Below are 15410 nucleotides of genomic sequence, written 5' to 3'. Positions count from 1 at the left end.
ATACCTTTAATTAACAGTATGAGCATCGGCAGGAGATTTGTTTTTGTCCTGTGGCTCTGTGCTGAAGGTTGTTATTATGTGTTGTATTTGAATTACGGTAACTAGCAAGCCAGATATAAATACGCATGAATAAACTAACGACATGGAAATACCTAATATGGCTGTTTTTTGTGTTCCTGCCGAGATTATTAAATCGTATCCGCCATAAACCATTACTAGCAGAGTAAATGCCAAAACAATACAGTCATTAATAATACGTAGGATTTTTGCTTTACTTGGTGTTAATTTTTCGAAAATAAACACTAAAGCAAGATGTTCTCTGGTTCTAAATGCTAATGCTGATCCAAGCATAACCATCCATACTAGAAAGGATCGCAACAATTCTTCAGTAAACGTACTTGGGTTATTTAATCCGTAGCGGGAGAATACTTGCCAAAAACATAACATGACAAGCGCGACTAAAATGGCAATACAAAACCGTTCAAGGTTTTTAAATAATTGATTCATAACTACCACCAGTACGTAGGCCTAACGAGGTTAGGCCTACGTGAACATTATTTACGTTGAATTAAGTCAAGTAACGTTGCGATCTCTTGGTTTTCACGGTACTCGTCATACAAAGGCGCCACTTTTTCGCGGAACGGTTCAATTTCAGGGTAAAAGAACTGAACGCCCATCTTAGATTTAGCTTCTTCAATAGCTAACGCTTCTTGCTCACCCCAGAGTTCTTTTTGGAAGTCTCTTGCAACATCAGCGGATGCTTGCACGGCCTCTTGTTGTTCTGGCGTTAACTTATCCCAAGAGCGCGTACTAATTAAGACGAAGTCAGGGATACGATTGTGGCGGTCGAAGCTATAGTACTTCGCCACTTCACCATGGCGGCCGAGCGTAAGCGCGGTTGGGTTGTTTTCTGCGCCATCAATAACGCCTTGCTGAAGGGAAGTGAAGATTTCGCCATAAGCAAGGGGGGTTGGTGTCCCACCAATGAGCTGAACCATTTTGATAGCTGTAGGGCTATTCATCACACGGATTTTTTGGCCTCTAAGATCCTCGGGCTTCATGATTGGCTTATTAATGGTGTAGAAGTTACGTTCACCACCATCAAAAAAGGTAAGTCCTTTAAGCCCTGTCTCTAATGTTTGTGTGTAAACAAACTCACCAGCTTCACCTTGTAATGCCGTATACATGTGTTCACGGTCATCGAAAAGATAAGGGAGTGTAAATGCAGAGTAGATTGGGTCAAACGTTTCCAATGTTGCTGCGCCAACACGTGTCATATCGATGACACCACGTTGCACTTGTTCAACAACAGAGCGTTCATCGCCTAATACACCATTGAAAAACAGGCGAACTTTTACATCACCTTCGGTACGGTCTTTCACCTCATCGGCAAATTTTTGCATTGCTTGGCTGGTTGGATGGTCCTCAGCTAGGTTGTGGGCCATACGTAATGTCAGCGCATTCGCGCTAAATGCACTAATGCTTAACGCTAATGTAGAGAGGGTTGTGAGTAATTTTACTTTTTTATTCATAGGAAGTGTCCTTTTGTGTTCCACTGGTATGCCAATATAGGTGTTTGGTGAACAATTAATACCCAAACATGGGAAAGGTGTGCCACTCATCACATCTTTTCGAGAAGAATATAATTTAATTGAGTGATTCATCAAAAAAATGAGTTTGCAGTAATTATACTGTATACAAATGTGTTTTTGAGTTAAAACAACGACTTATCTTTGTTTGTTAGGTTTGCGTCAGCTCAGTGTCAAAACATGACACTGTTCAAAACTAAATTAACTTCTCTATTTTTTGATGATTTTAAAATTGAAATTGGCATGCCAAATGGGGTAGAGTGGTTGCGAACAGAAGAATTTTATTTGGAGAAGTAGCAAATGACGAAAAGAGTTGCGATATATTGGCCCGGTGAGTTCTATGAGAAGCCAAACAAACTAGCACAGCCAGAAGCGGAACTAGCTTTGGTCCAGCTGCAGCGAGCCTTCGTAAAATTAGGCTGGGAACCTTATGTCATTGAAGGGTGTATTGACCGCCCTCATAAGGCTCAAGAGAAATTGTGGAATATCCAAGACCCGATTGTCGGGTTGTTTGTACATTTTGCTTGGGGGACGCACACGCTTGAGGGTGTAATTGGTAAAGACACGCCATTGTTGCTTTGCTCCAACTTTAATCGAAAATGGCCAGGGTTGGTCGGGTTACTTTCCACGTCTGCGTCGTTGCAGTCTTTTGACCGAAAACACAGCCGAATCTGGACTGATGCTGAAGATTGGTCTATCGATGATGCGTTTATGTCGAGACTAGAAGAATGGTGTACCACTGGTCAAATTAGGTACGATGACGCTCAAATTCAATCCGTTATCCCATTGGAAAAAGAGTCTGTTGATCTGGCACATGCCGCCGCAGAAGAAATCAAACGCAAACGTATTACGATGCTAATGCTGGGGGATACGTCTCAAGGCATGGTGAACTCCTACTTTGGCCCGCGCCTACTTATGCCGTATGGCTTTTCTGAATATAAATTTGATCAGTCGTGGATAGCACATCGTGGCCAATTTATTGAACAGCAGCGTATTGACGATGCATTTGAGTTTGTGGTGGACAAAGGGGTTAAGTTTCATTGGGAGGGTGACTTTACACCGGAATCAACCAAAGAACAGCTTAGGGATTATCTGACGGTTTTGGATATGGCTAACGAGTATAAAGCGGACTGCATAGGCTGGCAGCATCAAATTGGAATGCTTGAAATGCTTCCGCCTTCCGACTTTGCAGAAGGGCTTTTGAATTCAGCATGCCGTCCTGAATCGAACGGTTCTACTATTGTTTGTGCGACTGAGGCGGACCAAGGTAATGCGATGCCAGCAGAGTTGCTGAAACGTTTACTTGAGAAAAAAGGGCTTCATGGTGCTGTCTTTATGCATGACTTACGCTGGTGTGGAGAGCATGACAACAAAGACGTATGGATGATGTGTAACTCCGGTTCAAGCGGCGCGTATGGTTTTAACAAACAAGTCGACTCTCTAGAGGGCGTCAACTCTTACCGCCAAGTTCGTCGTAAGTTCCCTATTGGTGGGGGCACATTTGCTGGACTTGGTCAGCCCGGACAAATTACTTGGGCACGTTGCTATAATATTGATGATAAACTTATCATGGATATTGGCCGTGGAGATATCGTCGATCTCCCAGAAGAAAAGCGCAATGAGTGGTGGAACGGTGCAACACCAGAGTGGCCGCTTTTACCAACCGATCTTGGAGTGAGTAAAGAGACCATTATGGGTCACTATATGAGTAATCACATTGCAATCTGTTACGGTGATGTACTCCAAGAAATGGTAGCATTGTCGACAGAACTAGGCTTTAAAGTCAGAATTTTTGGTAATAATTAAGGATTTATAATGAACAGCAGTACGGTTAGGTTAAAAAAGTATCAGGAAATAGGTAACAGTCTAAAGCTGGATATTTTTGATGGCCAATATGTCGTAGGTGATAGATACAAATCTGAACGAGAGATTGCAGAAACCTATGACGTAAGCCGTACCGTAGTTCGAGAAGCCTTTGTTATGCTAGAAATTGAAGGCGTTGTTGAAGTTAAAAAAGGGGCGGGCATCTACATTCGAAGAACACATGCTGTTAGCGGTTCTGTAATCGTTAATAGTGAATTGAGTGATGTTGGTCCTTTTGAGCTTCTTCAAGCTCGACAATATATTGAGTCAGAAATAGCATCATTAGCTGCGTTGCAAGTGACTAAAAATGACATTATCAAGTTGAAACAAGCGTTGGATAACGAGAGGAAATTTTTACATTCGGCTGATTTAAGTCAATCTGACATTGAAGATGACGCTGATGAACAATTTCACCATTTGATTGCTGAAGCTTCCCAAAACAGTGTTCTGGCACAGGTCGCTAAGGACCTGTGGTCTAGGAGACACAGTAGCGCGATGTGGGCGCAGTTACACTCTCGGATTGAAAATAAAGACTATCGTAAAAAGTGGCTAAAAGATCATGAAATGATTTTGGCTGCTTTAGTTAGACGAGACGCGAGTGGCGCAAAAGATGCCATGTGGCAACATCTTGAAAATGTAAAGCAGACTCTTTTAGAGTTATCTAATGTTGATGACCCTAATTTTGATGGCTATTTATTTGGCTAATTATTGATATTCGCTATTTAGCATACTTTGGCTTCCTTAAGAAAATAAAGAGGAAGCAATATGGAACAAACATGGCGTTGGTATGGCCCTAATGACCCTGTATCTTTGGATGATATAAAACAAGCGGGCGCAACAGGTATTGTAAATGCACTTCACCATATTCCAAATGGTGAAGTTTGGACTAAAGAAGAAATATTAAAACGAAAACAGATCATAGAAGATAAAGGCTTTGTATGGTCTGTTGTTGAAAGTGTTCCTGTACATGAGGAAATTAAAACTCGCACAGGAAATTATCAGCAATGGATCGAAAATTATAAGCAGTCTTTAATTAACCTAGCTGAATGTGGTATTGATACCGTATGTTATAATTTTATGCCGGTATTAGACTGGACGCGAACTGATTTAGAGTATGAATTAGCGGATGGGTCTAGAGCACTGCGATTTGATCAAATAGAATTTGCAGCATTTGAGCTCTATATTTTAAAACGACCAGGTGCAGAACTCGAATATACACAGCAGGAGGTGGATCAAGCGCTTGAACGTTTTGAATCAATGCCACAAGCCGCGATCGATAAACTCACTTCGAATATTATTGCAGGTTTACCAGGTGCAGAGGAAGGTTACACTTTAGAGGAATTTCAGGCTCGATTAGATACCTATAAAGGCATTGATAAATCAAAACTGCGAGAGCATCTAGTGCTGTTTTTACAGGCCCTTATGCCGGTTTGCGAACAGTATGGCTTGAGGTTAGCGGTACACCCTGACGATCCACCTCGACCTATTCTTGGTTTACCACGCATAGTGTCGACGATTGAAGATATTGAAGCGTTAACCTCTGCTGTGCCAAGCATGATGAATGGTATTACAATGTGTACCGGCTCGTATGGTGTACGAGGTGATAACGATTTAGTGAAGATGATTGATGTATACGGTGACCGTATTTATTTTACTCACTTACGTTCAACCCAAAGAGAAGAGAACCCTTTGAGTTTCCATGAGGCTGCTCATCTTGAAGGGGACGTGGACATGTATCACGTGGTCAACGCATTGCTCAAAGAAGAGCACCGACGTAAAAAAGTAGGCGAGACCCGCTTGATTGCGATGCGTCCAGATCATGGGCACCAAATGATTGATGATTTAAATAAAAAGACTAACCCAGGATATTCTTGTATCGGCCGATTAAAAGGTTTAGCTGAAATTCGTGGATTAGAGCTTGCTCTTAAAACAGCGTTCTATAAGTGATAAATAGCACCGGTATAAAATAATGGCTAGCAAAGCGTAAGCTAGCCATTCATTTCTTTCATGGCATTACAGGTGATAATAATCCTAACCGATATAGTGTCCATGTTAATGTTATGAGTAAATACGACGTTTATACAAAAATGTCGCATATGGAATTTTTAATTAATAATACTTGGAATATATATGTCTGATCTTATTTTGAATTCAACCGACTCGTTCGTAATTGACTCCATTTATGGAGCGCTATATACATCTCAACGTGACAACCTCACGTTACTCGATTTTGAAAGTGATATTAAAGTTGTCGCTCGCAATGACTGGAATAAAGAGAAGGTCGCGTTAATTTGCGGTGGTGGCTCGGGGCATGAACCCGCTCACGCTGGTTTTGTTGGCAAAGGAATGTTGACAGCTGCTGTTTGTGGCGACTTATTCGCAGCCCCAAGCGTTGATGCCGTGTTGAATGCTATATTGCATGTGACTGGACCTGCTGGCTGTTTAGTCATCATAAAAAATTATACGGGTGACCGCCTTAATTTTGGTCTTGCTGTTGAAAAAGCAAAAGAGATGGGGCACAAGGTGGATTTGGTCGTTGTCGGGGATGATATTTCTATACCCGAAAATCCACAGCCGCGAGGGATTGCGGGTACTTTGTTTGTCCAAAAAATCGCGGGTTATACTGCAGAGCAAGGCGGCACCCTTGAACAAGTAAAGCAGGCGGCGTTGGATGCTAACGAAAAAACCGCATCAATTGGCGTTGCTCTAACGAGCTGTTCGTTACCTGGAGAAACTAACGAGCGTATTGCACAGGGCAAAGCAGAGCTCGGTCTCGGTATCCACGGAGAACCAGGAATTGAGACCATTGCACTTCCTGCGGCTCGAGAGCTTGTCACAGCAATGGTGAACAAACTTCTTCAAGCTAAACCTGTCACAAACAATGCCATTCTTTTAAATAACCTCGGTGGTTTATCTCCGATAGAGATGAATATTGTTACCAAGGAAGTGATGGAGTCCGATCTCGGTCGTCAATGTGAATTGGTAATTGGCGCTGCACCGCTCATGACTGCAATTGATATGAAAGGTTTCTCTATCTCCACCATCCAATTAAATAGCGAGATTTCTAAGGCAATACAAGCACCTGTCGAAGTTGAAGCGTGGCCAAGTGCTGTTATTCGCCGTGAGATTCCTACGTTAAAATGTAACAACAAAATAGAGAAAACTACGTTTGAACCATCGGATGACGAAGAGACAGCGTTAGCTATCCGTACCGTTTGTGATGCGATAATTACGATAGAAAAAGAACTCAATCATTTGGACTCAATTGTTGGCGACGGCGATACGGGTTCAACGTTTAGCGCTGGTGCTCGTAAGGTCTTGTCGGAACTGAACGCAAATAATTTGCCACTAAAAGATCACGCCAAATTATTAACGGTTATCGCTAATAACTTAACTTCGGTAATGGGCGGATCATCTGGAGTATTGCTTTCTATCATGTTTACGGCGGCAGGTCGTGAATTAGAAACAACGGGTTCTTTTCCAAAGGCTTTGGCAAAGGGACTTCAGCAAATGATGGCATACGGTGGTGCTAAACCTGGCGATCGCACGATGATTGATGCGTTATATCCAGCGTTAGAAGCATGGGTTAATTACGGATTTGAAGCCGCGATTGATGCTGCCATGATCGGAGCTCAATCAACCGTCGCTATGACTAACGCGAACGCGGGGCGTTCCTCTTATCTTAATAGTGAAAGCTTATCAGGAACGAAAGATCCGGGTGCCTTTGCTGTAGAAACCGTGTTTACACAATTTAGAAAGTAGAAGCTCCTCTTATTTAGGGGTCGGCGCTTGAGTTAATTACGAATTTAAAGGAATAGAACATGGACAAAATAATCATCTCTCCAAGCAAATACATTCAGGGCGAAGGGGCACTCGACAATATTGGTAAATACATATCCGTCTTCGGAAGTAACCCGTTGGCCATTGCCGATGACTTTGTATTGGGTTTGGTTCGAGAACGCGTAGATACGAGTTGTAGCGTTGAATCAGTTTCGGTTAATTTTGAACAATTTGTTGGCGAGTGTTCTCGCCAAGAAATCGATCGTTTAATTGAAGTATGTAAGAGTAATGGCAATGATGTTGTAGTGGGTATTGGTGGTGGTAAAACACTCGATACTGCAAAATCAATAGCATTTTATACCAAGTTACCCGTAGTCGTTGTACCTACCATTGCTTCAACAGATGCACCAACCAGTGCGCTTGCTGTTATTTATACACCAGAAGGTGAGTTCAGCGAATATCTAATGTTCCCGTCGAATCCGGATACGGTGATTATGGACACTGGCATTATTGCCGCAGCACCCGTTCGTACGCTGGTTGCGGGAATGGGCGATGCGTTGTCGACATATTTTGAGGCAAGAGCAAATGGTATCTCGGGTAAAGCGACCATGGCTGGCGGGGCACCAACTCGATCTGCACAAGCTTTGGCGCGTCTTTGTTATGATACGTTGATTGCAGATGGGGTAAAGGCAAAAGCGGCGGTTGAAAATCAAGTGTCAACAAAGGCCGTGGAAAACATCATTGAAGCGAATACGTATTTGTCGGGTATTGGTTTTGAAAGCTCGGGTCTGGCTGCAGCCCATGCCATTCATAACGGTTTAACTAAATTAGAAGAATGTCACCATTTATTGCACGGTGAGAAGGTGGCGTTTGGTACTTTAACTCAACTCGTGTTGGAGAATGCACCCAAGGAAGAGATTGAAGAAGTTCTAAACTTTTGCAGAGCGGTAGGGTTGCCGACCAACTTGCATGACATGGGTGTCAAAGAGGTGAATAAACAAAAGTTAATGGAAGTTGCTGAGGCGTCTTGTGCAGCAGGAGAAACTATTCACAATATGCCATTTGAAGTGACCGCAAACTCCGTTTACGCAGCATTACTCACTGCTCATACTTTGGGTAAATAACAACGACTAAGTCATTAAATAACAAGAGTGGATATTATATGCCGTTCCACTTTTGTTATTTCTTCCCCCAACTGAACTCATCGCTATACCGTCAATATCCACTTTTTCTTTTCATTTAAATACACACCTAATGCTCTTCTTGATATTGGTGTATTTCATTACGTCTCTGCATAGTGGTGTATTTTAAACCGAATGTTGTTTTGCTTATTTTTATAAAATCACATCACAATTTACTGTAAAAGTGTAGTTTATCAATACGCAATTTGTGTCGTATGTCGTAACATTATGCATAATGTCAGTAAAAATCCCCACATTTGCAGCAGATACGAAATACATTGCCTATACTTCGGTTTCTGTCAATTTATCAGATGCTAAGGAACAGTGTGGGTAACTTGCAAAGGGCAAAGAATTCTGTTGAAACGTGTTTTCACTCTACGGAATATCGACTTGTAGAGAAGATTGGTGAGGGAGGTTTTGGCCAAGTTTATAAAGCGCAACAACATAGCACAGGGAAGTATGTTGCGATAAAATTCTTGATTCTTAGCGATGACTTTAGCGCTAGCAAGAAAGATCGTTATATTTCACGTTTCCACCGAGAGTCAGAGTTAATTTCTCGTCTTAATCACCCTAATATCGTCACGCTTATCGACAAAGGTCAGCAAGGTGATTACTTAATTTACGCCGTTTATGAGTATATCGAGGGCGAAACACTACAGCAGTATTTGCAAACTCAGGGCGCGCTTAATGCGTGTTCGGCTGCGGAAATTATGTCGTGTGTGCTAGATGCATTAGCACATGCTCACCAGAAAGGCGTGATTCACCGTGATATTAAACCTGCCAATATTATGCTGTATCAAGTTGGGGCGAAAACACATGTAAAGGTCTTAGATTTTGGTATAGGCACACTAAAAAACGAAGCACGACAGCTTGATTATAAAAGCATTACACTCACTCAAGAAACACTAGGTACTCCGACATACAGTGCACCAGAGCAGCTAAGGGGAGAGCCGCCCTTACCGCAAACGGATATCTATGTCTGGGGGTTGGTATTTTTAGAATGCTTGACCGGAGTACCGACATTTACAGGAACGAGCTTAGCTTCAATTTTTCATCAGCAGCTTAGCCAAGCTAATGTCCCTTTGGGAGTCCTTGCAGGTCATAGTTCGGCGAACTTTTTTAGGCGGGTTTTAAATAAAAGACCGCTACTGAGACCCTGTGATACGGCTAAGTTGTATCATGAATTTATGGGGTTTAATTTCAGTAATTTGGTCGGCGTGTTGGAAGATCCATCGCCGTATAATGCTAACCCCAAGCTCAATTCACAAGTTCATGATGAAACACTTATCACAGATGGACCGATTTCATTTTCTCGTTTAGCGGAACGAAAACAAATTGTTGCTCTGGCCCTTATAATTAGTTCCGATGGTGCTGAATTTTCACATGTGTCAGCTGTTGACCAAGATATTGTGGACATGTTGCACCGAGACCAAATGCAGCAGTGCATTGATATTGCCGTTCGGTATGGTGCTAGCCATGTTGGTACTTTAGGCGACACATTATTGTTCTATTTTGGTTACCCTCATGTAACGGACAATGACAGTCGTTTATGCAGCCGAGCAGCATTAGAAATAGCCAGTAATGTCACCAATAAAAATGCGCTATTAAAACAACGTCATACGATTGAAACTCAAGTAAGAATGGGTCTTGATACCGGCTTGATGATGACGATTTCTGATAGCGCCCCTGAGGGGAAAGTGGCACATAGTGCAATGAATCTGGCTCGAAAAGCAAAATATGGTCAAATTGTATGTACTGAACAAGTTCATGCCACGCTAGATAGTTACGCCTATTTTGATGGGTACTTGTTTGATAATCAAACAAGAAGAACGAGTGATGAAGATGCGAAAGCGTATTATTTGTTACGAGGGGAGCGTCAGTCCGAAGCTTTTGGCTTTCTACGTGGCAGACGCAAACACAGCGCATTTGTGGGGAGAGAAACTGAACTTGCAGAGTTAAAACAAAGCGTGTCGATTTCCAGCCAGTCCGTGGTTGGACATTCCGGTGGTGCTAAGGGCCTCATTCATCTTTTGGGCGGGCCCGGTATTGGAAAGTCTCGACTCATTATTGAGCTTAGAGAACAAATAAAAGAGAGACGATGCTTTATTGGTCAATGTTTGCCTGAGCACAGAAATAATGCGTTATACCCCATTTTACTTATGGTTAAGCACAAATTTTCACTGACAGGCTTAACGGAAGAACAAAGTCTTTACCGTCTTGAGCGGGCTATAGCAGAAACCTCATTGGACCATAAACACGCTAAGCAAGCTCTACTCGTATTATCAGCTTGGCTAGGGTTGCCGCTAGAAGGTTTAGAGCCTCTCAGTGGCTTGTCACCGGAACTGCAAAAAGCACGTTTGTTTGAGGTTCTACGCTTATTGCTCTGTCAAGTTGATAGGCGTATGGCGAAGCAAGGTGGCTCGCATCACCTTTTTATTTTAGAAGACATACATTGGATCGACCCAACTAGCAAAACATTCATTTTGGATCTAGTGCAAAGTGATGCGTTTATAAAAGGCGATCACGCTTGGGTTAACACATCAAGGAACTCTGCACCTCTGTCACTCGCGGCGTTATCCAAGACAACTATCACTCTTAGTAAGCTCAGTCAGGAACAAACACGTACCTTTATTAACGATCTTTTCGATAATCAACCCTTAGCTCATGCATTACAGGCGTTACTTATTGAACGGACCGATGGTATTCCGTTATTTGCTGAAGAGTTGGTATCTAGTTTACGAAAACAAAAATTGGTTCATAGAGTGAATGGCGTTGTCGATTTTATCGACAAAGATAGGCAACATTTAGTGCCAGTAACCCTACGAGCATCACTACAACAGCAACTCGAACATTTGTCATTTGCTAAAGATACGGTTCAGCTTGCTGCTTGTATTGGACGCAGTTTCGACTATCAGCTACTGGTTGCTGCCTCTGACAAAGACGAAGCGCAAGTTCAGACGGACCTGAATGAGTTGCTTAACGCTGAGTTGATATTTTTGCAGCGTAAAGTGGATGGGGATAGCTATATTTTTAAGCATGCTTTGATTCGGGATGCGGCGTATGAAAGTCAGCTAGGGGATAAACGTCTGTCCAAACACAAAGCGATTGCAAGTGCACTTCAGAAAAGTGGTCAAGGTGCAGCAGATTATCATGCAATATCGTTACACTTCTTTCATGCAGAAATGCATGCCCAGGCCATACCATATCTGCTTGATTATGGTGAAACTAAAATATCACAATCTGCTATTTCTGACGTTCTAGAAGTTGTAAAGATGCTAGATGATTGCTTTGAAAGATCGTTGACTGAAAGTAATCATTCACAGCAACAACGAGCGAAAAAACTGAAAGCTGTCTCTGAGCTCAGTGTTTCAGGCTATGGGGCGAGAAGTGTCGTTGATGAAATAGCGCTATTTACGGACATCTCAGATGACTCAGTAAGCGCAACGTTTGCTGATCAAAACTATTTATTCTCCAATTTTTTAAAGTTCCAAGACCTTTTGTTTAATGGCTACCCAGATAGGGCGATGGAACTGGTACTCGATATAATTAAAGGCTTAGAAGGAGAAAGCTTACGGCTTGCTATCGTTATGTACGGTCCTCTGATAGGCAATATAATGATGCTGAAAGGAGAGTTTCAAAATTCAGAAAAGATATGGACGACGGTTTTAGAGCTTTATAGTCAAGAGAAAGATATACATTTGCATACTGAAACTGGCGCAGACCCTAAAGTTACTACATTATACACATGGGCATTACAAGACTCTCTTTCTGGAAATTATACGTTGTCTAGCAAGAAATTAGAGGAGTCAAAAATTCATGCTAAATTAGTAGGAAGTAGTTTATCTTTAGATTTAGCAATACATTTTGAATTTCTAATTTCTGTTTATACAAAAAATCACAAGAGAATAGTGTCTATCTCCTCAGAGTACTATGATTCGTTTACATCTCAGAATGAAAATGAGTGGATAGTCTTTGGGTCAAAAATGATATATGAATGGAATCAAGGCAATGTTTCTAGTTTGAGTGAGTATATTGAAGAGCAAATTTCCTTGGGAAGGGTTTGTGTGATTAGTACATATGAGTATATGTTAGCTGTTAAATTACTTAGGATGAAAAATCTATCCGACTGTATCAATGTTTGCGAAGAAGCATTATCCAAAATGAAGAGTATGGGTCTAACTTGGAATACAATGTTTATATATTCTATTAAATTATCGGCAATATATCGTATGACTAGATCTGTTTCGGGGGTGTATCAATCTGAACTTTGTAAAGCAATATTTCAGAGTAGTCGAGAGAGCGAGTGGCCCGGTATTTTTGAGGTTGTGTATCAACATTGTTTGATCTTGTATTCGTTAGGGAAAAGGTATGAATTGGTGAGGTTTGTTCGGGAAAATGTCAGATTAGATGCATTTTCTTTGGATACTGTAACTTCTAAAAAACTACGAAATCTATACCTTAGGAGCTTATAAATGATTAGAACAAAGTTCAATATTTTTATATTTTTATATTTGTCTTTTAATAGTTGTATCGTGGCTGCAGATGATGATTCTGAGCAGTATGTTGAATATGAAGTTGTCTATGATATACCATCAAAAGAGTCTTCATTAAAAGGGTTTGGAAATATCAATAGTACGAATGCTGAGATATTATCATATGGATATCAACAGTTTGAAGCAATAAATGGAATGATTTATTCGAGCAAAACCAACAAGATACAACCACCAATTTGGTTTGATTGGTTAACTGTTGATGCTTATCGTCAAAAGGGTGATAACCAAGTTGTTGAATATAATCAGGTGGTTAAGCGATGTGATGTGGTGGGCAAACGTATCTTGGTCGATACAACGGTTCCATCGTATAACATTGAATATTTAAAGGATTCCTCAGGGAATAAAATTCATTATGAAACCGTAATTAGCCCAAGGGTTGTAGATTATCTAAACTCAAACCCAACACATCCACTATCGTTCCCAAAAGGTGATCAGAATAATTTTGGTTCAATGGTTATCAAGTTGGCTTGGAAGGAATTAACGAGCTCCGATATAAGTAGCGATTATTATAACGTTGAAGCCGTTACTCTGAAATCAGATGGTAATGGTTGCCGTACATTAAAAGTCGGATTGATTTCTATGCATATGATTTACAAAACAGTGAAACAACCTAATTGGGTTTGGAGCACGTTTGTACATCGATTAAATGCACCAACAGAAAGTAACATTAACAAAGAAAAATATTGGACTTTATATGATAAATCATCAAGTGCAAAGATTAATGAGTTTGACAGGAAGGGAGGGAATTCTAGGATAATTGATACCTATGTTCCATGGTTTGATAGCTTGTATGGAGATTATTTAACAAACTCTCCGGAATCGGTGTATGAAAACTATCAGTATGTTTTGCGTAACATGGAAGGCACTTCATCATTGAAATCCCAAATGAGTCATTGGATGAATTATATTCAAGTTGGTACCCAGTGGGCACTAGATGTTGAGGGTGAAAAGTTAACAACTAAGCAACAAAAATTTTGTCGATATTTGAATGCTGGTGATAGTAACCTTTGCATAATGCCATCTTACTTATCTAATACGGCAATCGAGCCATATGAACAACATGAAAGTTGTATGTCATGTCATAATGGTGGTAAGAAAAATAAAACGGAAGATTTCTTGTTTTTTCCAAAACAACTAAATAAGGAAAGGTAATGACGATTAAAAATATTACGATAGATAATTATAATACCAGCACGGTAGTCGAGTTATCAGTTAAAGAGCGTATATCTATAGTGAACTGTATGGACTCGTTCGCAAATGATAACGGTAAAAAATCTGAAATGGTTCGTCTAGTCAACAATATATTGGAGGCTCAGGGCGAACAGGCAAAAAAAGAGGCTTCCAAAGCAATGGAGAGCTTTCTTATCAGCGAAGCTGATTTGAATGAGAGGTGTGCGAGAATACTGACTGAGTCAATGGCCGAAGGGGACAGAGATAAAACAAAATTTTTGCTTGGTGACATCGCATACAGTGCGACGTGGTAGAAATCTTGGTGAGGTTAATAAGTATCCCTAGCTCAAATTCGACAAACAGCTTTAGGTCTGTGTGTGCAGCGTCTCACTCTAAATCGATAGAGTTGAATGAGAAAGAGATCATGTTTGCGCATAAACTGTGTCGAGTACATAGATTATGCGCATGCGTATATTTTGAGAAGAGTTTGATTTTACCGACTCCAACCGATGTTGCTTTTTCTATCTATAGAGACAAACAACTATATTGGTTCGAATATGATTACGAGCGAATTGATTATTTAACATCCTCGCCTTCTGAATTTATTTCATTGTCGAGTGATGACAGTAAAAAATACTCGGTGTCAATTAAGCAGAATGAGATGGTAAGACGTTTCTACCATCGTGTGTTAGCAAAAGTTGGTAGAAAGAGATCTCTGCTGTTTTTACTCTGTAGGTTACGAGTTTTACAGCGTCGAGTTCCGATTGAACATTTTGGCTATATGACGCCCAGAAAACCTTCAACCTTGAGGGTTTGTAGTCGTGCACTATCAATAGAAAGTGCCAATAAACTGTTCCCAGCATTGCTAGGGTCTAATCCGTTATCGTCGATCTTTAGTGCTGTACGGAATGACTTTGAGGTGAAGCTTTCAATCGATGTCTCCACGGTGTATCACGTTGTTGGCGTCGAATTTCACCCTATCAACAGGGTGGAAAATCGATGGAGTGATCTATTCCACATTGTGTCGGAGGTAATGAGCCTTCCTGAAGGTTGGATTCAAAGTATCCAGAGTGTTGCTAATACGTCCTACCAATTAGCTCCTGACAATGTGGACTATGTTTCAATGTTAGCACTGTCTCATGTCAAGCTTTCGCTAAAGCATGGGGAGGTGACAAATATCAAATCGTACACCAAAGTCAGTAGCTTTCGGCTTTTCAGCGGTGCGACAAAGTAGGTCTAAGGTTGTAATGGGTATGTAATGGTTATCTAGGTTG

General features: G+C 41.1%; 11 protein-coding genes. 9 read left to right on the top strand and 2 right to left on the bottom strand.

Annotation, left to right across the window (positions count from 1 at the left end; genetic code table 11):
* Positions 1-6: 6 nt before the first annotated feature.
* Positions 7-507 carry a TRAP transporter small permease gene (locus tag L4D74_RS20395; RefSeq protein ID WP_428754365.1) on the bottom strand — a complete coding sequence of 167 codons (501 nt, stop codon included), beginning with the start codon at positions 505-507 and terminating at the stop codon, positions 7-9.
* Between the two features lie 47 nt (positions 508-554).
* Positions 555-1532: a TRAP transporter substrate-binding protein gene (locus L4D74_RS20390; RefSeq protein WP_428754364.1), complete on the bottom strand. Its 978-nt coding sequence runs from the start codon at positions 1530-1532 to the stop codon at positions 555-557.
* Between the two features lie 357 nt (positions 1533-1889).
* On the opposite strand from L4D74_RS20390, the gene L4D74_RS20385 reads away from it, so the two are divergent.
* The 9 genes from L4D74_RS20385 to L4D74_RS20345 all read left to right on the top strand — a co-directional run bounded on the left by L4D74_RS20385 (position 1890) and on the right by L4D74_RS20345 (position 15370).
* On the top strand, positions 1890-3395 hold the full coding sequence (locus L4D74_RS20385; RefSeq protein WP_428754362.1) for a hypothetical protein: 1506 nt from the start codon (positions 1890-1892) through the stop codon (positions 3393-3395).
* 9 nt (positions 3396-3404) lie between these two features.
* Complete coding sequence (locus L4D74_RS20380) at positions 3405-4157, top strand: FCD domain-containing protein (protein ID WP_428754360.1); 753 nt, start codon at positions 3405-3407, stop codon at positions 4155-4157.
* A gap of 60 nt (positions 4158-4217) precedes the next feature.
* Entirely contained in the window at positions 4218-5399 is a 1182-nt protein-coding gene (gene uxuA, locus L4D74_RS20375; protein WP_428754358.1) for a mannonate dehydratase, read from the top strand.
* Between the two features lie 183 nt (positions 5400-5582).
* On the top strand, positions 5583-7214 hold the full coding sequence (locus tag L4D74_RS20370; RefSeq protein ID WP_428754356.1) for a dihydroxyacetone kinase subunit DhaK: 1632 nt from the start codon (positions 5583-5585) through the stop codon (positions 7212-7214).
* Positions 7215-7273: 59 nt separating this feature from the next.
* On the top strand, positions 7274-8356 hold the full coding sequence (locus tag L4D74_RS20365; protein ID WP_428754354.1) for a glycerol dehydrogenase: 1083 nt from the start codon (positions 7274-7276) through the stop codon (positions 8354-8356).
* Positions 8357-8739: 383 nt separating this feature from the next.
* Positions 8740-12885, top strand: a complete 4146-nt coding sequence (locus L4D74_RS20360; RefSeq protein ID WP_428754352.1) for a TOMM system kinase/cyclase fusion protein — start codon at positions 8740-8742, stop codon at positions 12883-12885.
* Positions 12886-14118, top strand: a complete 1233-nt coding sequence (locus L4D74_RS20355; RefSeq protein ID WP_428754350.1) for a hypothetical protein — start codon at positions 12886-12888, stop codon at positions 14116-14118.
* On the top strand, positions 14118-14450 hold the full coding sequence (locus L4D74_RS20350; protein ID WP_428754349.1) for a hypothetical protein: 333 nt from the start codon (positions 14118-14120) through the stop codon (positions 14448-14450). Before L4D74_RS20355 ends, L4D74_RS20350 begins: the two co-directional genes overlap by 1 nt.
* Before the next feature lie 173 nt (positions 14451-14623).
* Positions 14624-15370, top strand: a complete 747-nt coding sequence (locus L4D74_RS20345; protein ID WP_428754347.1) for a hypothetical protein — start codon at positions 14624-14626, stop codon at positions 15368-15370.
* The last annotated feature ends 40 nt before the right edge of the window (positions 15371-15410 follow it).

Origin of the sequence: Vibrio cionasavignyae (genome assembly GCF_050337155.1) — a bacterium.
GTDB lineage: Bacteria > Pseudomonadota > Gammaproteobacteria > Enterobacterales > Vibrionaceae > Vibrio > Vibrio nomapromontoriensis.
The sequence above is the reverse complement of the archived record's forward strand: the minus strand, read 5'-3'. Positions and strand labels throughout refer to the sequence as shown.

Bases quoted from the DNA above. Each gene is read 5' to 3' on its own strand.
- L4D74_RS20395 (WP_428754365.1), bottom strand. From the start codon at position 507: ATGAATCAATTATTTAAAAACCTTGAACGGTTTTGTATTGCCATTTTA.
- L4D74_RS20390 (WP_428754364.1), bottom strand. From the start codon at position 1,532: ATGAATAAAAAAGTAAAATTACTCACAACCCTCTCTACATTAGCGTTA.
- L4D74_RS20385 (WP_428754362.1), top strand. From the start codon at position 1,890: ATGACGAAAAGAGTTGCGATATATTGGCCCGGTGAGTTCTATGAGAAG.
- L4D74_RS20380 (WP_428754360.1), top strand. From the start codon at position 3,405: ATGAACAGCAGTACGGTTAGGTTAAAAAAGTATCAGGAAATAGGTAAC.
- uxuA (WP_428754358.1), top strand. From the start codon at position 4,218: ATGGAACAAACATGGCGTTGGTATGGCCCTAATGACCCTGTATCTTTG.
- L4D74_RS20370 (WP_428754356.1), top strand. From the start codon at position 5,583: ATGTCTGATCTTATTTTGAATTCAACCGACTCGTTCGTAATTGACTCC.
- L4D74_RS20365 (WP_428754354.1), top strand. From the start codon at position 7,274: ATGGACAAAATAATCATCTCTCCAAGCAAATACATTCAGGGCGAAGGG.
- L4D74_RS20355 (WP_428754350.1), top strand. From the start codon at position 12,886: ATGATTAGAACAAAGTTCAATATTTTTATATTTTTATATTTGTCTTTT.
- L4D74_RS20350 (WP_428754349.1), top strand. From the start codon at position 14,118: ATGACGATTAAAAATATTACGATAGATAATTATAATACCAGCACGGTA.